At 62.4% G+C, this 19,741-nt stretch carries 16 protein-coding genes; 12 read left to right on the top strand and 4 right to left on the bottom strand.

Features of this window, described 5'->3' with window-relative positions; genetic code table 11:
• The first annotated feature begins 91 nt into the window (after nt 1-91).
• Nucleotides 92-1,072 (top strand): nuclease-related domain-containing protein, encoded by a 981-nt coding sequence (locus FSY59_RS08635; RefSeq protein WP_148728819.1) that lies wholly within the window; start codon nt 92-94, stop codon nt 1,070-1,072.
• A 65-nt stretch (nt 1,073-1,137) separates the two neighbouring features.
• Nucleotides 1,138-1,626: an META domain-containing protein gene (locus FSY59_RS08630; RefSeq protein ID WP_253279283.1), complete on the top strand. Its 489-nt coding sequence runs from the start codon at nt 1,138-1,140 to the stop codon at nt 1,624-1,626.
• 3 nt (nt 1,627-1,629) lie between these two features.
• Here the strand turns inward: FSY59_RS08630 and FSY59_RS08625 are convergent, their stop codons facing one another.
• From FSY59_RS08625 to FSY59_RS08615, 3 genes are all read right to left on the bottom strand, one after another.
• A complete protein-coding gene (locus FSY59_RS08625) occupies nt 1,630-1,983 on the bottom strand; it encodes a ribbon-helix-helix domain-containing protein (protein WP_148728818.1) in 354 nt (117 codons plus the stop codon).
• A gap of 119 nt (nt 1,984-2,102) precedes the next feature.
• Nucleotides 2,103-2,684 (bottom strand): DJ-1/PfpI family protein, encoded by a 582-nt coding sequence (locus FSY59_RS08620; protein ID WP_003060496.1) that lies wholly within the window; start codon nt 2,682-2,684, stop codon nt 2,103-2,105.
• A gap of 59 nt (nt 2,685-2,743) precedes the next feature.
• A complete protein-coding gene (locus tag FSY59_RS08615) occupies nt 2,744-3,964 on the bottom strand; it encodes a mechanosensitive ion channel family protein (protein ID WP_003060498.1) in 1,221 nt (406 codons plus the stop codon).
• Nucleotides 3,965-4,332: 368 nt separating this feature from the next.
• On the opposite strand from FSY59_RS08615, the gene leuS reads away from it, so the two are divergent.
• From leuS to holA, 3 genes are all read left to right on the top strand, one after another.
• Entirely contained in the window at nt 4,333-7,041 is a 2,709-nt protein-coding gene (gene leuS / locus FSY59_RS08610) for a leucine--tRNA ligase (protein ID WP_148728817.1), read from the top strand.
• Between the two features lie 152 nt (nt 7,042-7,193).
• Nucleotides 7,194-7,706, top strand: a complete 513-nt coding sequence (lptE, locus tag FSY59_RS08605) for an LPS assembly lipoprotein LptE (protein WP_003060502.1) — start codon at nt 7,194-7,196, stop codon at nt 7,704-7,706.
• A gap of 130 nt (nt 7,707-7,836) precedes the next feature.
• Nucleotides 7,837-8,889 carry a DNA polymerase III subunit delta gene (gene holA, locus FSY59_RS08600; RefSeq protein ID WP_003060504.1) on the top strand — a complete coding sequence of 351 codons (1,053 nt, stop codon included), beginning with the start codon at nt 7,837-7,839 and terminating at the stop codon, nt 8,887-8,889.
• Between the two features lie 145 nt (nt 8,890-9,034).
• Here holA and FSY59_RS08595 read toward each other — a convergent pair whose 3' ends face one another.
• Nucleotides 9,035-9,340: a hypothetical protein gene (locus tag FSY59_RS08595; protein ID WP_003060506.1), complete on the bottom strand. Its 306-nt coding sequence runs from the start codon at nt 9,338-9,340 to the stop codon at nt 9,035-9,037.
• Nucleotides 9,341-9,447: 107 nt separating this feature from the next.
• Between FSY59_RS08595 and FSY59_RS08590 the strand changes: the two genes are divergently transcribed.
• The 7 genes from FSY59_RS08590 (at nt 9,448) to gshB (ending at nt 19,405) form a co-directional block, all read left to right on the top strand.
• Nucleotides 9,448-10,728, top strand: coding sequence for a glutamate-5-semialdehyde dehydrogenase (locus tag FSY59_RS08590; RefSeq protein ID WP_003060508.1), 1,281 nt, complete (start codon nt 9,448-9,450; stop codon nt 10,726-10,728).
• A gap of 81 nt (nt 10,729-10,809) precedes the next feature.
• A complete protein-coding gene (gene trkA, locus FSY59_RS08585; RefSeq protein WP_003060510.1) occupies nt 10,810-12,270 on the top strand; it encodes a Trk system potassium transporter TrkA in 1,461 nt (486 codons plus the stop codon).
• Nucleotides 12,271-12,279: 9 nt separating this feature from the next.
• The gene (locus FSY59_RS08580) at nt 12,280-13,746 is read left to right on the top strand and encodes a TrkH family potassium uptake protein (RefSeq protein WP_043375692.1); all 1,467 of its coding nucleotides are present in this window, start codon (nt 12,280-12,282) and stop codon (nt 13,744-13,746) included.
• Nucleotides 13,747-13,824: 78 nt separating this feature from the next.
• Nucleotides 13,825-15,120 (top strand): glutamate--cysteine ligase, encoded by a 1,296-nt coding sequence (gene gshA / locus FSY59_RS08575; RefSeq protein WP_003060514.1) that lies wholly within the window; start codon nt 13,825-13,827, stop codon nt 15,118-15,120.
• Between the two features lie 78 nt (nt 15,121-15,198).
• Entirely contained in the window at nt 15,199-17,067 is a 1,869-nt protein-coding gene (locus tag FSY59_RS08570) for a potassium transporter Kup (protein ID WP_003060516.1), read from the top strand.
• 138 nt (nt 17,068-17,205) lie between these two features.
• A complete protein-coding gene (locus FSY59_RS08565) occupies nt 17,206-18,384 on the top strand; it encodes a benzoate/H(+) symporter BenE family transporter (RefSeq protein ID WP_148728816.1) in 1,179 nt (392 codons plus the stop codon).
• Between the two features lie 73 nt (nt 18,385-18,457).
• Nucleotides 18,458-19,405 carry a glutathione synthase gene (gene gshB, locus FSY59_RS08560; RefSeq protein WP_148728815.1) on the top strand — a complete coding sequence of 316 codons (948 nt, stop codon included), beginning with the start codon at nt 18,458-18,460 and terminating at the stop codon, nt 19,403-19,405.
• Nucleotides 19,406-19,741 lie beyond the last annotated feature (336 nt).

The following is a 19,741-nucleotide window of genomic DNA, read 5'->3' as shown; positions in this document are numbered from 1 at the left end:
GACGACAGCTTCGCTGCGCGGCGGCGCTTGCTCGCTGTCCCTTGCCTTGGGGTATGCCAGTTTTTGCTGCTTGCGTTGAATGAGACTCGCGATGGATCAGATCTTTTCAGTGGCCTTTCAGGGCCTCTTTGTTTATCTGGGACTGGCGCTGGCATTCGTGGTGCTGGCGGGACTGCTGCGCTCGCCACGCTTCAAGGGTTGGCGCGGCGAGCGGGCCGTGCAGGGGGCGATTCGCCGGCAGCTCAATCCGCTGATCTATGTGGACATGCACAACGTCACCCTGCCCACGGCGGATGGCGGCAGCACGCAGATCGACCATCTGATCTTTTCGCCCTACGGCCTGTTCGTGCTGGAAACCAAGAACTACCAGGGCTGGATTTTCGGCACCGAAAAGCAGCGCGAATGGACGCAGCAGATTTTCAGAAAGCGCAGCCGCTTCCAGAACCCGCTGCGCCAGAACTACAAGCACGTCAAGACCTTGCAGTCGCTGCTGGACATTGCGCCCGAGCATCTGCACTCGGTGATCGCCTTTGTGGGCGACTGCGAGTTCAAGACCGAGATGCCGGCCCATGTCACGCGCGGCCTCGGCTTTGTCGACCATATCCAGAGCTTTACCCAGCCCGTGTGGAGCCCCGAGCAAATGCAGGCGCTGCTGGACAAGCTCGATGCACTTCGGCTGCAGCCCGGTCGTGCCACCGACAGGCGGCATGTGGCGCATGTCCGCCAGCTGCAGGCGGCCAGCAAGGCACGCAAACCCAGGCGGGAGCCGGTGGCGGAAGCCGCGGCACAGCTGGTCAAGCCGCCCGCGCCCGAGACCGTGGATATTCTGCCGGAGCCTGTCATTCCGGTACCGCGTGCCCAGTCAGCGGTTGCGGCTTCGGCTGCGGTAGCTGACACTGCGGCAGAGGTTGCAGAGCCGGTGCAGCCCGAACGGATCAATGATGTGCCGGTCTGCCCGCAATGCGAATGGCCGCTGCGCAAGTTGCTGATGCAGCGCGGGCCGCTGGCGGGGCAGGCCATCTGGCGCTGTACCAATGCGGCGGCCTGCAGCTTTGTGCGCGGGCACGTCTGATACTCCTGAAATATGAGCTGCCAGCGCTTTGTCTGTGTGTGTCGATGGCCAGAGAGGTGTTTGTAATGACTGCTTTCTCGAACCTGCGCGCCCTGCTTGGCCCAGCACTGGGGGTGCTCTTGCTGTTGGGAGTCCCGGCTGGCGCCGCTGCAGATGCAGGGAGCGTGGCGTCCGAGGGCGAAGCCATGGCCGCCGTGCCGGCACCGCTGCTCAATACCTATTGGAAGCTGGTCCAGCTGGGTGACGGCCCGCATGTCAGCGCCTATGACAATCAGCCCGAGCCGCATCTGGTGCTGGAGACCGGCAGCGGCCGTTTTCATGGCGCGGGCGGCTGCAATCGCCTGCGCGGCAACTACAGCCTGGACGGGCGCTGGCTGCGTTTTTCGGCCGTGGGCGGCACCCGCATGGCCTGTGTGCAGGGCATGCGCCGGGAGCAGCAGCTGCTGGCCACTCTGGCTCAGGTCAGCAGCTACGCCGTGCAGGGGCAGAAACTGGTGCTCAGCGATGCCGAGGGGCGTGTGCTGCTGCGGTTCGAGGCCGTGTATCTGCGCTGAGCCTCAGTGTGTCAGTTGCGGGCTGGCGGACTGGGGTGACGAGGCATTGCCCAGCGAGCGAATCGGTATGCCCATGTCCTGCGCAATCTCCCCCGACAGCTGCAGCGCCAGATAGCGGGTGCAGCAGACGCGCAGAAAAGAGCTGAAGTTGTCCACCGCTTTGCGCTCGGCCAGCAGTTCGTCATAGAGCTTGGTGCAGAGCTGGGGCACGGTATAGCCGTCCCGCGCGGCAATCTCTTCGAGTACCTGCCAGAACAGGTTTTCCAGCCGGATGCTGGTGGCGACTCCATGCAGCCGGATGGAGCGGGCCCGGTGGGCCCAGAGCTGGGGATCGGCGCTGACAAAGACCTGGCACATGGCGCGACTCTCCAAAAACAAAACCGGGCCATGGTGTGGCCCGGTGACTGCGGCGTCAAGAGGAGAACTCTTGAATTGATAGCCTGCTGCGCTTGATGGGAAAGCTCTGGAGGCTGATTTCAGTGCGAAATCTTCGTGCCCAGCAGAGCGAGAAACTGGGCGATCCAGGCCGGGTGGGCGGGCCATGCCGGGGCGCTGACCAGGTTGCCCTCGGTATGGGCCTGGTCGACGGGAATGTCGGCATAGCTGCCTCCGGCCAGTTCCACCTCGGCGCGGCAGGCGGGGTAGGCCGAGCAGGTGCGGCCCTTGAGCACTCCGGCCCCGGCGAGCAACTGCGCGCCGTGGCAGACGGCGGCCACGGGTTTGTTGGTGTCGAAGAAGTGACGTACGGCCGCGCGCACGCTTTCATAGCCACGCAGATACTCGGGGCCGCGGCCGCCGGGTATGACCAGGGCGTCGTACTGCTCGGGCTTCACGTCGGCGAATGTGGCGTTGAGCGTGAAGTTGTGGCCTGGCTTTTCGCTATAGGTCTGTGCGCCTTCGAAGTCGTGGATGGCGGTCTTGATCTGGTCGCCGGCCTTTTTGTCGGGGCAGACCGCGTGCACCGTATGGCCCACGGCCAGCAGGGCCTGGAACGGGACCATGGTTTCATAGTCCTCGCAGTAATCGCCGCAAATCATCAAAATCTTCTTGCCTGCCATGGTCTGTCTCCTTGTGGTTGGGTCAGGCCATTGTGGGCAGTCAGGGCACGCGGCGGGTATTAACGGGCTACTACATCGGGACGGGAGGGCGGATAGTGGGTGCCGTAGTCCGACGAGCGCTGGTACAGCGTCAGCCCGAACTGCGGCAGCACGCCGATCAGATGGTCGAAGATTTCGCCCTGTATGCCTTCGTACTCCACCCAGACGGTGGTGTTGGTGTAGCAGAACAGCTGCAGCGGCAGCCCCGTGGGCGATGTCTCCATGGTGCGTACCATGAGGAACATGCCCGGGCCTTTGCCAATGCGCGGATGGCCCATCAGATAGGCGTAGGCATAGGCCTTGAAGGCGGCCAGATTCGTCACCTGGTGGGCGGCGATGGCCTGGGTTGGCATGGCGGCCTCGGCTGCGCCCGGCATGGCCTGCAGGCCGTCGCGCTCGCTCCAGTAGGGTTGCAGCAGCGCGATATGGCCCATGCCTGCGCGTTCCTCGGGCGAGAGCAGATGCACGGTGTTGGCGTCCAGGTTCAGCGAGCGCATGATGCGGCGTCCACCCGAGTCGAACATGCCGCGCCAGTTCTTGAAGCTGTCCGTCATCAGCCGCCAGGTGGGAATGGTGGTGATGGTCTTGTCCCAGTTCTGCACCTTGACGGTATTGAGCGCGATATCGGTCACAAAGCCGTCGGCGCCGACCTGGGGCATCTCTATCCAGTCGCCCACGCGCAGCATGTCGTTGCTGCCGAGCTGAACGCCGGCGACAAAGGAGAGGATGGTGTCCTTGAACACCAGCATCAGCACGGCCGACATGGCGCCCAGGCCCGAGAGCAGCAGCAGCGGCGAGCGGTCCATCAGCGTGGCCACGATGAGCACCACGGCAAAGCTGCAGACCAGCAGCTTGCCCAGCTGTACATAGCTCTTGATGGAATGGGTCTGGACGGCGGCCTTGCGTGCCTCGTCGCGTTCATGGGCCTCGTTCGTGGCATTGAGCAGATCGCACAGCACGCGCGCCAGGTGGTAGAGCGTGAAGGCAACCGCCACATTGGTGATCAGCGTGGTCCAGCGCGGCTCCAGATGCGGCACGCCCTGGACGCCGAACTGCACGATCAGCGAGGGCACGACCTTGGCCAGGCGGCGCAGCACCTTGTCGTGCATGAGGATCTGGGCCCAGCCGGTCCTGAGGGTGTCGCGCATACGGCGAAAGACCTTGAGCCCCAGCCACTGGGTCAGCCAGCCGGCCACAAGAGCGGTCAGGGCCAGGACGCAGAGCGAGGCCAGCATTTGCATGGCGGGATTCCAGTCAGAAACAAAAGACCAGCGGGAAAGCAAGAGCAGCTCCTCAGAAGAATGGACCGGGGCAGGAGCGCAAGTCTGGCAACTTCGGGCAGAAGGCAGGCGATGGCGTCGGGCACGGAAGCAGGCCGTTCAGACCGGCAGGCGTGCAAAAAGTTCAGCAATGTGTGAACAGCCACTAGCTTACGCAAAGCCGTATTTCCCAGCGTGGCGTGCAGGAAGGCCGCTGGGATGGCGCAGCGGGTTCTGCGGTCATGCAGGGCTAAAACGGCGCAAGCGGTCGGGCAGCCTAAAATCCCTGCTGATTTCAGATTTCTACCTTGCCGGGTCCCAAGTGGGGCTGGCGGCCACTGCACTGCACCATGCAAGAAAAATTCAACCACATCGAGGTCGAGCGCGCCGCGCAAGATCACTGGCAAGCCAAGGACGCCTACCGCGTCACCGAAGACGGCAGCAAGCCCAAGTACTACGCCTGCTCCATGCTGCCCTATCCCAGCGGCAAGCTGCACATGGGGCATGTGCGCAACTACACCATCAACGACATGCTCACGCGCCAGCTGCGCATGAAGGGCTACAACGTCCTCATGCCCATGGGCTGGGACGCCTTCGGCCTGCCTGCCGAGAACGCTGCGCTGAAGAACAAGGTGCCGCCTGCCAAGTGGACGTACGAGAACATCGCGTACATGAAGAAGCAGATGCAGGCCATGGGCCTGGCCATCGACTGGAGCCGCGAGGTCGCCACCTGCGACCCCGAGTACTACAAGTGGAACCAGTGGCTGTTCCTCAAGATGCTGGAAAAAGGCATTGCCTACCGCAAGACCCAGGTGGTGAACTGGGACCCGGTGGATCAGACCGTGCTGGCCAACGAGCAGGTCATCGATGGCCGCGGCTGGCGTACCGGTGCGCTGGTGGAAAAGCGTGAGATTCCCGGCTACTACCTGGCCATCACCAACTACGCTCAGGAACTGCTGGACCATGTACAGGTCGGCAACGAGAAGGCCACTCTGAACGGCTGGCCCGACAAGGTGCGCCTGATGCAGGAAAACTGGATTGGCAAGTCCGCAGGCGTGCGCTTTGCGTTCACCCATGACATCAAGGGCGCTGACGGCCAGCTGATCCAGGACGGCAGGATGTATGTCTTCACCACGCGTGCCGACACCATCATGGGCGTGACCTTCTGCGCGGTTGCCCCCGAGCACCCGCTGGCGCTGCATGCCGCGGCCTCCAGCCCCGAGCTGGCAGCCTTCATCGAGGAGTGCAAAAAGGGCGGAACGACCGAAGCCGAGCTGGCCGTCAAGGAAAAGGAAGGCAAGCCCACGGGCCTGTTCGTCACCCACCCCATCACCGGTGCACAGGTCGAGGTCTGGATCGGCAACTATGTGCTGATGAGCTATGGCGACGGCGCCGTGATGGGTGTTCCCGCCCACGACGAGCGCGACTTCGCCTTTGCCAACAAATACGGCCTGCCCATCAAGCAGGTGGTGGCCGTGGAAGGCCAGGCCGCTTATGACGACAAGCAGTGGAACGACTGGTATGGCGACAAGGAGCGCGGCGTACTGATCAACTCCGGCGATCTCGACGGTCTGAACCACAAGGATGCGGTGCAGGCCGTGGCCAAGATCCTGGGCGACAACGGCCTGGGCGAGCTCAAGACCACCTGGCGTCTGCGCGACTGGGGCATCAGCCGTCAGCGCTACTGGGGCACACCCATCCCCATCATTCATTGCGCCGATTGCGGCCCTCAGCCCGTGCCCGAGAAGGACCTGCCCGTGGTCCTGCCCCAGGATCTGGTGCCCGATGGCTCCGGCAATCCGCTGGTCAAGTCAGAGGCCTTCCACGCCGGCGTGGTCTGCCCCTGCTGCGGCAAGCCCGCCCGCCGTGAAACCGACACCATGGACACCTTTGTGGATTCGTCCTGGTACTTCATGCGCTATTGCGACGCCAAGAACGGCGAACAGATGGTGGCCGACGGCGCCGACTACTGGATGCCCATGGACCAGTACATCGGCGGCGTGGAACATGCCATCCTGCACCTGCTGTATGCGCGCTTCTGGACCAAGGTCATGCGCGACCTGGGTCTGGTCAAGATCGACGAGCCCTTCACCAAGCTGCTGACCCAGGGCATGGTGCTCAATCACATCTATAGCCGTCGCACGGTCAAGGGCGCCAAGGAATACTTCTGGCCCAAGGATGTGGAGCATGTGTTCGACGAGTCCGGCAAGATCATCGGCGCCAAGCTGAAGGTCGAAGTGGATAGCGCCGACGGCCTGCTGCCCGTGGGCACCGCCATCGACTACGAGGGCGTGGGCACCATGTCCAAGTCCAAGAACAACGGTGTGGACCCGCAGGATCTGATCGAGAAGTACGGCGCCGACACCGCACGTCTGTACACCATGTTCACCTCGCCCCCCGAGCTGACGCTGGAGTGGAACGACGCCGCCGTGGAAGGCAGCTATCGCTTCCTGCGCCGCGTCTACAACTTCGGCAGCAAGCTGACAGCCATGGACATGGCTTCCGCCGTGCAGGGCGTGGCCGGTGCCAAGTCGCTGGACGATGTGGAATTCGGCAAGGCGGCCAAGGCCCTGCGTCTGGAAATCCACAACGTGCTCAAGCAGGTCGAGTACGACTACTCGCGCATGCAGTACAACACCGTGGTGTCCGGCGCGATGAAGATGATCAATGCGCTGGAAGACTTCAAGGCCCTGGATGACACCGGTGCCAAGGTGGCGCTGATCGAAGGCTTCGGCATTCTGCTGCGCGTGCTCTACCCCGCTACGCCCCATCTGGCCCATGTGCTGTGGAGCGAGCTGGGCTATGCCAACCACCTGGGCGATCTGCTCGATGCCCCCTGGCCGCAGGTCGATCCCAAGGCCCTGGTCCAGGACGAGATCTCGCTGGTGCTGCAGGTCAACGGCAAGCTGCGCGGTGCGATCCTGGTGTCCGCCACTGCCGACAAGGCTGCCATCGAGGCGGCTGCACTGGCCAACGAGGAGTATCAGAAGTTTGCCGAAGGCCGTGCACCCAAGAAGATCATCGTGGTGCCGGGCCGCCTGGTGAATATCGTTGTGTAAATGACTCCCCCTGAGGCGCTTCGCGCCTTCTTCCCAGGGGGGACGATAGCCTCGCTGCGGGGCTGCCCTTGCTTGCTATCCCTGGCGCAAGAGGCGGTCCTCGCGGCAGGGCGGCGAATTCGCTGCTCGGGTTGAAGATAAAAGGACAGTTGATGCAAAAACGTACGCTGCTGGCCGCGATGGCCCTGACGCCTTTGCTGGGAGCCTGCGGCTTTCGCCTGCGCGGTGCGCCGAATTTTGTGTTTCGCTCCATTTACGTACAGGCGGGGCGCGGTGCGCCCGTGGGCGTGCTGCTGCGTCGCAGTCTGGAGTCGGCCAGCGACAAGCTGACCGTGATCAAAGACCCGGCTTCGCCCGATACCGCCGAAGTGATCTGCCAGATCATCAGCGAGCAGGCCCAGCGCGTGATCATTGGCTCCAACGTGGCTGGTCAGGTCCGTGAAATCGAGTTGCGCCTGATCGTGCGCTTCTCGTTGCGTACGCCCGGTGGCGACGAGCTGATCGAGCCTGTCGAGATTCGCCAGATCCGCAACGTGACCTATAACGAAACCAATGCCTTGTCCAAGGCCTCGGAAGAGGAAATGCTGAACAAGGACATGCGCAACGACATCGTGCAGCAGATCATTCGCCGTCTGGCTGCAGTCAAGAGCCTGCAAGTGTCGTGAACCCTCTTTGAGTTGTTGAGCGGCTCCCCCCCCGGGCCAGCGAGTCGCCACTGCTGGTTCGGTAAATTTGATAGCTGCTGACGCTCGAAATAAAGGCGTTTCAGATGCTTTTTATAGAAAATTTTTCTCCATGCAGCTTGCGCTGAACCAGCTTCCCTCCCATCTGGCCAAGGGCTTGCGCTCGCTCTATGTGCTGCATGGCGACGAGCCCTTGCAGCAGCAGGAAGCGGCCGACGCGATTCGTGCAGCGGCGCGTGCTCGGGGCTATACCGAGCGCAGCAGCTATACCGTCATGGGGGCGCACTTTGACTGGAGCGGCGTGCTGGCGGCCGGCGGCAGCCTGAGCCTGTTTGCGGACAAGCAGATTCTGGAAATTCGCATTCCCAGTGGCAAACCCGGCAAGGATGGCAGTGCTGCGCTGCAGCAGCTGGCCAGCAGCGCCCAGGGCAACGACAGCACGCTGACCCTGATCAGTCTGCCGCGTCTGGACAAGGCCACCAAGACCGGGGCCTGGTTTGGGGCGCTGGACGGCAACGGTGTCTCCATCCAGGTCGACCCGGTGGAGCGCGGTGCGCTGCCGCACTGGATTGCCCAGCGTCTGGCGCTGCAGAACCAGCGCGTGGCGGCCGGGGAAGAAGGTCAGCGCACGCTACAGTTCTTTGCCGACCGCGTGGAAGGCAATCTGCTGGCCGCGCACCAAGAGATTCAGAAACTGGCCTTGCTCCACCCCGAGGGCGAGCTGAGCCTGGCGCAGGTGGAGCAGGCGGTGCTCAATGTGGCGCGCTATGACGTGTTCAAACTGTCCGAGGCCGTGCTCTCGGGCCAGGTGGCGCGCAGCATGCGCATGCTGGACGGCCTGCAGGCCGAAGGCGAGGCCGAGGTGCTGGTGCATTGGGCGCTGGCCGAGGACATTCGCAACATCAAGCGCGTGAAAGATGCCATGGCGGGCGGCAAGCCTCTGCCCATGGCGCTGCGCGAAAATCGCATCTGGGGCCCCAAGGAGAGGCTGATGGAGCGGCTGCTGCCACGTGTCAGCGATGCACGCGCGGCCGAGTTGCTGCAGGCAGCCCATTCCGTGGACGGCATTGTCAAAGGCCTGCCCAGCGAGGGCTGGCCGCGCGACAGCTGGCAGGCCCTGCGACAGCTGGCCATGCAGCTGGCGACAATAGGGAACACCCCCTGAGGTGCTGCGCGCCTGGGCGGCCCCGCCTTCCCCCTCTCTCTTCGGGAGGGGGACGACACCTTCGGTGCGGGGCGGCGCGGCCGGCGTAGGCCCTTCCTCGGTGTCCCTCGCGCTAGAGCTGAGTCTTTTTTTCGTTGTGCTCGGCTCAGTGCACCTTCTCCAGTTGTATCTGCGCTTTGTCCGCCCAAGCTCGGAGGTTGTCCAGCAGGTCCTTCTGGCTGAAGGAGCAGCTTTCCTCGGTGAACAGCGCGCTGGATTCGAGCCGGTCCAGCAGATTGAGCAGCACCTCGCCATAGCGTGGCGGCAGTGCCGCAAGCAAGTTGGTCGCTGCGCGTGCCTGCTGGCCGAGGGCGCTGGCGCTGATCTGCGAGTGGGCGAGCTGCTCGAATCCGCTGCGCAGCTGCTGAAGCTGGCGGGCGCTTTCCTGCAGCGCTGTGGTGTTGTGGCTCATAGGTCTCCTTGCGATTCAGAGGCCGAGTGTAGGTGTCAGCAGGGCCATAAACCCCCTCATGGTCGGGCTTGTCTGCGCAACTTGCTTATCTCGGCGAAAATCACGCCATGAACGCGCTCAATACCGTCGAATACATGCACAACCTCGGTGTACAGGCAAAAGCCGCCTCTGCACTGATGGCGCGTGCGTCTGCAGCTACTAAAAACAAAGCACTCAAGGCGCTGGCCCGTCTGCTGCGCGAGAACGTCGAGCCGCTGCAGATCGACAATGCCCGCGATCTGGAGCGTGCCGTGGCCAATGGTCTGTCGGCCCCCATGGTCGACAGGCTGCGTCTGACGCCCAAGGTGCTGGAGACCTGTGCCGAAGGTTGCGAGCAACTCGCCTCCATGCCCGATGTCATCGGCGAGATCAGCGGCCTCAAGCAGATGCCCAGCGGCATCCGCGTGGGCCAGATGCGTGTACCCCTGGGCGTGTTCGGCATGATTTATGAAAGCCGCCCGAATGTGACCATCGAAGCGGCCAGCCTCTCGATCAAGAGCGGCAATGCCTGCATTTTGCGCGGTGGCTCGGAGGCGATTGACTCGAACAAGGCGCTGGCCAAGCTGGTGGCCCAGGCGCTGGCCGAGGCCGGGCTGCCTGAAGACGGTGTCAAGCTGGTGGAGACCACCGACCGCGACGCCGTGGGCCAACTCATCGCCATGCCCGACTATGTGGACGTCATCATCCCCCGTGGCGGCAAGGGCCTGATCGAGCGCATCAGCCGCGAGGCCAAGGTGCCCGTCATCAAGCATCTGGACGGCAATTGCCACACCTATGTGGATGACCCCTGCGACATCGCCATGGCCGTGAAAGTGGCCGACAATGCCAAGACCAACAAGTACAGCCCCTGCAACGCCAGCGAAAGCCTGCTGGTGGCACGCGCCGTGGCAGCGGACTTCCTGCCCAGGATCGGTGCCGTCTATGCCGCCAAGGGCGTGGAGATGCGCTGCGATGCCGAGGCGCTGGCCATTTTGCAGACCGTCAAGGATGCCAAGCTGGCCCAGGCGGTGGAGCAGGACTGGTACGAGGAATACCTGGCGCCCATCATCAGCGTGAAGCTGGTGGACGGTGTGGACGAGGCCATTGCCCACATCAACAAGTACTCCAGCCACCATACGGAGTCGATTCTGACGACCAATCACCTGCACGCACAGAAATTCCTGCGCGAGGTCGATTCGGCCAGCGTCATGGTCAATACCAGCACCCGCTTTGCCGATGGTTTCGAGTTCGGGCTGGGTGCCGAGATCGGCATCAGCACCGACAAGTTCCATGCGCGCGGGCCGGTAGGCATCGAGGGCCTGACTTCGCTCAAATACGTGGTCCTGGGCGACGGCGAAGTCCGTTCCTGAGATCCACCCGCCGAAGGGGGCTGCTTGCGGCCCTCATCGGTCTGAATTGATGCCGCAGCTTGGATCCCTTTCCATAACACCATGAAAATCATTATTCTGGGTGCCGGGCGCGTAGGCCAGAGTGTGGCCGAAAGTCTGGTGTCCGAGCAAAACGGAATCACCGTCATCGACACGGATGCGCGAGCATTGCGTGAGCTGGAGTCGCGCTTCGACCTGCGCGGCGTGGTCGGCAACGGCATCGATCCCCAGGTCCTGGCCGAGGCTGGCGCCAAGGATACCGACCTGCTGATCGCCTGCGCCTCCATGGACGAGACCAACCTGGTCTGCTGCAAGATTGCCCAGGCCGTGTTCGACATTCCGACCCGCATTGCGCGGGTGCGCTCGTCCAGCTTTGCGGTGGATGACCCGGTGCTGGGCAAGGAGGGTTTTGCGGTCGATCGCATCATCTGTCCCGAGGAATCGGTCACCCATTACATCCGCAAGCTCATCGAATACCCGGAAGCCATGCAGGTGCGCGCCTTTGCGGGCGGCCGGGCCGCCCTGGCCTCGGTGCGCGCGCGCGCCGGCGCGCCTGCCGTGGGCCTGCAGATTGGCCAGGTGCGAGAGCGCATGCCGGAACTGGCCATGCGTATCGTGGCGATCTACCGCCGCTTCATGGACGAGCCCGACCGGTTTGTGCGCTGCGACGGTGTCACGCGCATAGAGCCAGGTGACGAAGTCTTCATGCTGGCCGCGACCGAACATGTATCCGAGGCTCTCAAGGCCATCAACCTGCCCGAGGGGCGTCCGAGTCGCCCGGTGTTCCGCATCATGATTGCAGGCGGCGGCCAGGTCAGCCTGCGGCTGGCCAGAAAGCTGGCGCAGACCCCGGGGCGCTTTCACGTCAAGATCGTCGAGTCCAATGCCCAGCAATGTCTGAGCCTGTCGTCGGTGCTGCCTGCCGAAGTGCTGGTGCTGGAAGGCGATGCCACCGATGAGGCCTTGCTGGAGGAAGAGGGCATCGAAGAGGTGGATCTGTTCCTCGCGCTGACGGACGACGACGAGGACAACATCATGTCCAGCCTGCTGGCCAAGCGCATGGGCGCGCGCCGCGTGCTGTCGCTGATCAATCGCCGCGCCTATGCCGATCTGATGCACGGCACGCAGATCGATATCGCGCTGTCGCCGGCGCAGGCCATGCTGGGCGAGTTCCTGGCCTATGTGCGCCGCGGCGACGTGCAGGCCGTGCACAGTCTGCGCCGTGGCGTGGCCGAGGCCCTGGAGATCGTGGCGCGCGGCGACCGCAAAAGCTCACGCGTGGTGGGGCGCAAGGTGGAGGAGCTGCGTCTGCCCGAGGAGGTACACATCGGCCTCATCGTGCGCGGCATTCCCGAGGGCAAGACCTGCGAGGAGGTGGCGGGCACGGCATTGGAGACCGAGGTCATCATTCCACGCAGCCATACCGTGATTGAATCCGGCGACCATGTGGTGTTCTTTCTGCCCAACAAGCGACTGGTGCGCAACGTGGAAAACCTGTTCCGTGTCAGCGCCACCTTTTTCTAAGCTGCGTACATGAAAGACCTGCTTCCTGTCCTGCGTGTGCTGGGCATGCTGATGATCATGTTTGCCGGCGCCATGTTGCTGCCCTTCGGCATCTCCTGGTTCACGCAGGATGGCATTTGGCGCATCTACCCCTGGTCAATCGGACTGACGGTTGGCGTGGGTCTGCTGCTATGGGGTGGCCTGCACCGCCACAAGCAGGACCTGCAGCCGCGCCATGGCGTGATCCTGGTGACGCTGGTCTGGGTGGTGCTGCCGCTGTGCGCCATGGTGCCGCTGGTGATGGGGCTGAACCGGGTGGGCATTTCCATCAGTTTCACCCATGCCTACTTCGAGGCCGTCTCGGGCCTGACCACAACCGGGGCCACGGTGCTCAGCGGTCTGGATCAGCTGCCGGTGTCCATCAATGTCTGGCGTACCTTCATGCAGTGGATGGGGGGCATGGGGATTCTGATTCTGGCCGTGGCCGTGCTGCCGCTGCTGGGGGTCGGTGGTGCTCAGCTTTTCAGGGCGGAGGCCGCCGGCCCGGTCAAGGACACCAAGCTGACACCGCGTATTACCGAAACGGCCAAGGGCCTGTGGGGCGTGTACGCGCTGTTCTCCATTGGCTGTTTCCTGGCCTTCTGGGTCTGCGGAATGCAGCCGCTGGATGCGCTGATGCATATGTTCGCCACGGTGAGTCTGGGTGGGCTGTCGTCGCACGATGCCAGTTTTGCCTATTTCAATTCGCCGCTGCTGGAGGCCGCGGCCCTGCTGTTCATGCTGTTGGCCAGCTGCAACTTTGCGCTGTACTTCGTGGCCATGCGCAAGGGGCGCATCGATAGCTTTATGCGTGACCCCGAAATGCGCGCCACGATCGGCGTGCTGCTGGGCTCGGGCCTGCTGGTGGCGCTGCTGCTCTGGGTCAAGGGGGTCTACGGGCCGCTGGATGCCTTGCGCAACGGCATGTTCCATACGGTTTCGGTCGCCACGACCACCGGCTTTTCCACCACGGACTATCTGTCCTGGCCGGTGTTCATTCCCGTTCTGTTGCTGCTGCTGTCGGGGGTTGCCACCAGCGCGGGCTCGACAGGCGGCGGCATCAAGATGGTGCGCATGCTGATTCTGGTCAAGCAGGCCAGGCGCGAGATGACGCGTCTGGTGCATCCACGCGCTGTGCAGCCGGTGCGGCTGGGCGATGCGGTGGTAGATAACCCGATGATTTTTTCGGTGCTGGCCTACATGCTGGTCTACGGTGCCACCGTCATTGTGCTGAGCATGGTGCTGCTGCTGACCGATCTCGACCCTCTGACCGCCTTCTCCGCCGTGCTGGCCAGCGTGCACTGCATGGGGCCGGGCCTGGGGGCCGTTGGGCCCGCATCCAACTACACGGTGTTGACGGATTTCCAGATCTGGGTGTGTACTCTGGGCATGCTGTTGGGGCGGCTCGAGATACTGAGTTTCATGGCTTTGCTTTCGCCGGCATTTTGGCGTCGTTGAGACAAAGGCTGGGGAAAACACCTATCTCATGCTTCAATCTCTACAATTGCCCCCCACCACCGTCTCCTGAGGGTATTTATGGTTCCACATCTCGTCACGGCTTTGACCGGCCCCATTAACGAACTTGAGCAGCGCATTCTCGACTCCATGCCTGCCATTGAGCGTTGGTTCCGCCTGGAATGGATGGAGCACACGCCTCCGTTCTACTGCTCGGTGGACATTCGTAATGCGGGTTTCAAGCTGGCGCCGGTGGATACCAACCTGTTTCCAGGTGGCTGGAACAATCTGACCGATGAAATGCTGCCGCTGGCCGTGCAGGCTGCGATGGCTGCTATCGAAAAGATATGTCCCGAGGCGCGCAATCTGCTCATCATCCCCGAGAACCACACGCGCAACACCCACTATCTGGCCAGCGTGCTGCAGCTCAAGCGCATCTTCAGCATGGCGGGTCTCAATGTGCGTATCGGCTCCATCAGCCCCGAGATCAAGAAGACGCTGTCCATCACGCTGCCGCTGGGCGACGAGATCAAGCTGGAGCCGGTGATCCGCAGCAAGCGTCGCCTGGGCCTCAAGGATTTCGACCCCTGCACGATTTTGCTCAACAACGATCTCTCGACCGGCGTGCCCGGCATCATCGAGGAGCTCTACGAGCAATACCTGCTGCCGCCATTGCATGCGGGCTGGAATGTGCGTCGCAAGAGTCGCCACTTCCAGAGCTACGAGGAAGTCGGCAAGCGCTTCGGCAAGCTGCTGGGCATCGATCCCTGGCTGATCAATCCCTTGTTCGGGCATGTGGAGAACATCGATTTTGCCGAAGGCACGGGCATGGAAGCCCTGGCCGAGCAGGTGGACGTGATCCTGGCCAAGGTGCGCCGCAAATACAAGGAATACGGCATCAAGGAGAAGCCGTTTGCCGTGGTCAAGGCCGACAACGGCACCTACGGCATGGGCGTGATGACTGTGCGCGACGCCAAGGAACTGGCCGCGCTGCCGCGCAAGAGCCGCAACAAGATGGGTGTCATCAAGGATGGCCAGACCGTGCATGACGTCATCGTGCAGGAGGGCGTGCTGACCTATGAGCGCATGCACAACGCCGTGGCCGAGCCTGTGGTCTACATGATGGACCGTTACGTGGTGGGTGGTTTCTACCGCATGCACCCCGAGCGCGGCGAGGACGAGAACCTCAACGCCCCCGGTGCGGGCTATGTGCCCCTGGCTTTCCAGCAGAGCAATCACCTGCCTCAGGTCAGCGCGCGTCCGGGCGCCAGCGCACCGAACCGCTTCTATATGTATGGCGTGATAGCACGTTTGGCCATGTTGGCTGCCAGCTACGAGCTGGAAGCCACTAATCCCGACGCAGAAATCTACGACTGATTTCACGGACGCTGAGGACAGCGCACAATGCCGACAATTTCCCCACTCGGTGACTGCCTTACGAGTCGCTCCTGACCTGTGCAAAATTCGAAATCCTCGCTAGGCGCCCTGACCTTGGGCGCGATCGGTGTCGTGTATGGAGACATCGGCACCAGTGTCTTGTACTCGGTCAAGGAGGTTTTCGGCTCGGGCTATGTGCCGTTCACGCCGGACAACGTCTATGGCGTGCTGTCGGTGCTGTTCTGGACGCTCACGGTCATCGTCTCCCTCAAGTATGTGGTCCTGGTGCTGCGCGCCGACAACAACGGCGAGGGCGGACTGGTGGCCATGCTGGCCCTGGCCTCGCAGACGGTCAAGGACAAGCCGCGTCTGTCCAGCACGCTGTTTCTGGTGGGCATGTTCGGCACCTCGCTGTTTTATGGCGACGGCGTGATCACGCCGGCGATTTCCGTGCTCTCGGCGGTCGAGGGGCTGGAGGTCATCTCGCCGCATTTCACCAAGGCCGTGATTCCACTGACGCTGGTGATCCTGTTTCTGCTGTTCTTCGTGCAAAAGCGCGGTACCGCAGGCATAGGCAAGTTCTTTGGTCCCGTCACCGTGACCTGGTTTGCCTGCATCGCCTTGCTCGGCGTGCACCAGATCATGGGGCATCCGGAAATCCTGGCCGCGCTGAGCCCGCATTACGCGGTCCGCTTCATGTGGGGCAGTCCGGGCATCAGCTTCATCATTCTGGGCTCGGTCGTGCTCTGCGTGACCGGCGCCGAGGCGCTGTATGCCGATCTCGGGCATTTTGGCAAGAAGCCGATCCGCCTGGCCTGGTTCAGCATTGCCATGCCGGCGCTGACCTTGAACTACTTCGGGCAGGGCGCCTTGCTGCTGGCCAATCCCGAGGCCGTCAAGAACCCGTTTTTCATGATGGCACCCAGCTGGGCGCTGCTGCCGCTGGTCATCATGGCCACCATGGCCACGGTGATCGCCTCGCAGGCGCTGATCACCGGGGCCTTCAGCGTGACGCGCCAGGTCATACAGCTGGGCTACTTCCCGCGTCTTGAAGTGCGCCACACCAGCGTGAAGGAAACCGGCCAGATCTATATGCCTCTGGTGAACTGGGGCCTGTTTGTGGCGATTGCTCTGGCCGTGCTGCTGTTTCGCAGCAGCGGCAATCTGGCGGCGGCCTACGGTATCGCGGTGACGCTGGACATGCTGATCACCACCATGCTGACCTTCTTTGTCATCCGCTACCGCTGGAACTATCCGCTGGCCCTGTGCCTGCTGGCGACGGGCTTCTTCTTCGTCGTGGATCTGGCGTTCTTTGCCTCCAACCTGCTCAAGCTGTTTGAAGGTGGCTGGTTCCCGCTGCTCATCGGTGGCACGGTCTTCACGCTGATGTTGACCTGGCGCCGAGGGCGTGAATTGCTGCATCAGAAGCTGCAGGCGGATGCGCTGGATCTGCGCCAGTTCCTGGAAGCCACCTGGCGCCATCCGCCCATGCGAGTCCCCGGCACGGCAGTCTTTCTCTCGGGCGAGCCCGGTACCGTGCCGCATGCGCTGCTTCACAACCTCAAGCACAACAAGGTGCTGCACGAGCGCAATCTCTTTGTGACCGTGCGTAACCACGAAGTGCCCTGGGTGGGGATGGACAAGCGGGTGGAGTCCGAGTCTCTGGGGGGCGACTGCTGGGAAGTCATCATCCACTACGGCTTCAAGAACGAACCCGACGTGCCGGCAGCGCTGGCGCAGCTGCGCACCCAGGGCTGCAAGCTGGATTCCATGGCCACCAGCTATTTCCTGTCGCGCGACGTGATCATTCCGCGCATGAACAACTCCATGGCACACTGGCGCGAAAAGCTGTTCGCTCAGATGCACAAGAACGCGAGCCGTGTGGCGGACTTCCTGCACCTGCCGAGCAACTCGGTGGTGGAGCTGGGCTCCAAGATCGAGCTGTAGATACTTTGAGTCAAATAGGCCTTTGGCGCTTTACCAGCAAGCGCTGATAGCTATTGATCTTGAAGTGATGATCGGCTTCGCCATTCGCGCTTCCGCGGGCTGCATCATTTTTGGCGGGGCTGGTGCCAGAATGCACGGATGCGCTTTTTCAAAGACTTGAGTCCTGCCGCCGTGGCCGCAGGCTTTGTGGCCGTGCTTGTGGGCTTTACCAGTTCGGTAGCCCTTGTGTTTCAGGCGGCACAGGCGTTTCATGCCACGCCTGAGCAGATCACTTCCTGGATCTGGGCGCTGGGCCTGGGCATGGGTCTGTGTTCGCTGGTCCCATCGCTGATTCTGCGCATGCCGGTCATGGTGGCCTGGTCCACCCCAGGGGCGGCGGTGCTGGCGACCGCCGGGCTGGCGGGCGGTTTCTCCATGGGGGAGGCGATCGGTGCCTTCATCGTCAGTGCGGCCCTCATCATCCTGGTGGGGGTGACTGGCTGGTTCGAGCGCATCATGAACCGCATCCCCATGGAAATTGCGTCGGCCCTGCTGGCCGGCGTTCTGGCCAAGTTCGGCATGCAGGCTTTCTCTGCGGCCGAGACCAATCTGTCGCTGGTACTGGTCATGCTGCTTGCCTATCTGCTTTCGCGGCGTATGGCTGCGCGCTATGCGGTCATCATCACCCTGCTGGCCGGAACCGCCTGGGCGGCGCTGCGCGGGCAGATGCAATGGTCGGCCGTGCATGGCGGGCTGGCCATGCCCGTCTATACGGCCCCCGAGTTCTCGCTGCAGGCGCTCATCAGTCTGGCGTTACCCCTGTTTGTCGTGACCATGGCTTCCCAGAATCTGCCGGGCGTGGCGGTGATTCGCGCCACGGGCTATCCGATACCGGTGTCCAAGGTCATCAGCATGACCGGCGTGGCGACCTTGCTGCTGGCGCCTTTTGGCGGCTATGCCCTCAACCTCAGCGCCATCACGGCGGCGATCTGCATGGGAGACGAGGCGCATGAGGACAGAAACAAGCGCTATACCGCTGCTGCCGTGTGTGGACTGCTATATATATTGATAGCTATCTTTGGCGCGGTGGTCACCGGTCTGCTGACGGCTTTTCCCAAGGAGCTGGTGGCCTGCATCGCCGGATTGGCCTTGCTGGGCTCCATAGGCGGCGGCATGGCTACGGCCTTCAAGGAGGAAAAGCACAGAGAGGCCGCGCTCATCACTTTTCTGGTGACGCTCAGCGGTGTCGTCATCGCGGGTGTGGGCTCTGCCTTCTGGGGTGTGGTCGCGGGTAGCCTTGCCCTGCTTGTCCAGAGTCTGCGGGCTCGCAAGGCCTGAGTATCAGCCGTCATATTGTGGTGTTATGTCCGGCTCGGCATGATGCCTGTATCAACCGCTAGAGTTCTTCACCATGCAAATACTGTTTGTCGCCGATCCGCTGGAATCTTTTGTCATCTACAAGGATTCCACCTTTGCCATGATGCGTGAGGCCCAGCGCCGAGGTCACCAGATCGTGGCCTGCGAGCCTTGCCATATCTCCTGGCAAAGCGGTGGCAAGGTCAAGGCTCGGGTGCGGCATATCACCCTGACCGGGGTCAAGGATCGCTGGTTCGAGGAAACCCAGTCTACGCGGGCGGTGCTGGCGGACTTTGGCGCCATCGTCATGCGCAAGGACCCTCCGTTCGATTCCGAGTTCTTCTATGCCACGCACATGCTCGGCCAGGCCGAGCGTGAGGGAGCCAAGGTCTTCAACAAGCCCGGTGCCCTGCGCGAGCATCCCGAGAAGCTTGCCATCATGGAGTTTGCGCAATTCATCTCGCCGACGCTGGTCACGCGCAGTGCCGAGGACATCCGTGCCTTTCATGCAGAGCACCAGGACATCATCCTCAAGCCGCTGGACGGCATGGGGGGGATGGGCATCTTCCGAGTCGGCGAAGACGGTCGCAATCTAGGCAGCATCATCGAAACCCTGAATCAGGGCGGCTCCACCAGTGTCATGGTGCAGAAGTTCCTGCCCGACATCGTTCATGGCGACAAACGGGTGCTCATCATCGGCGGCAAGCCCGTGCCGTTCTGTCTGGCTCGCATTCCGCAGGGCAATGAGGTGCGCGGCAATCTGGCGGCCGGCGGCAAAGGGGTTGCACAGCCGTTGGCAGAGCAGGACAAGGCAATTGCCGAGTTCATTGGGGAGCGTCTGGTGCAGCGTGGCTTGCTCTTGATCGGGCTGGATGTCATCGGCCATAACGTCACCGAGATCAATGTGACCAGTCCCACCTGCTTCCAGGAGATCTTTGATCAGACCGGCTGCGATGTGGCGTCGCTGTTTGTCGACGCACTGGAGCAGGCCGCTCGCGTCTGAGGAAGCGACAAAGAACCCCGGCAGGCAAGGCCTGCCGGGGTTCTTTGTCTGGATGTCCGTGCGAGTGTTGTCTGGACAGCAAAAATCTGTGTACAATGCAAGGCTGCACTGAGCGAAATGCAAATTTTTGCTAGCCGGCCTGAAAGAAATCAGTCGGTAAAGTTGTGATAGAATTCAAGGCTTCGCTGATCGCAGCAAGCAACGAGATCCAAAGTCAAGCTTCTTGATTTTGCACTCGGCTCCTTAAAAAAATACAGCCGATAAGCGTGGGCGTTTGAGGGCAAGCAGCCAGTTCTTCGGAACAAACTCTTCGGAGTTATCAAACGCTCACAAAAA

The sequence above is a fragment of the Comamonas sp. Z3 genome (genome assembly GCF_008121565.1).
Lineage (GTDB): Bacteria > Pseudomonadota > Gammaproteobacteria > Burkholderiales > Burkholderiaceae_C > Comamonas > Comamonas brasiliensis.
The sequence above is the reverse complement of the archived record's forward strand: the minus strand, read 5'-3'. Positions and strand labels throughout refer to the sequence as shown.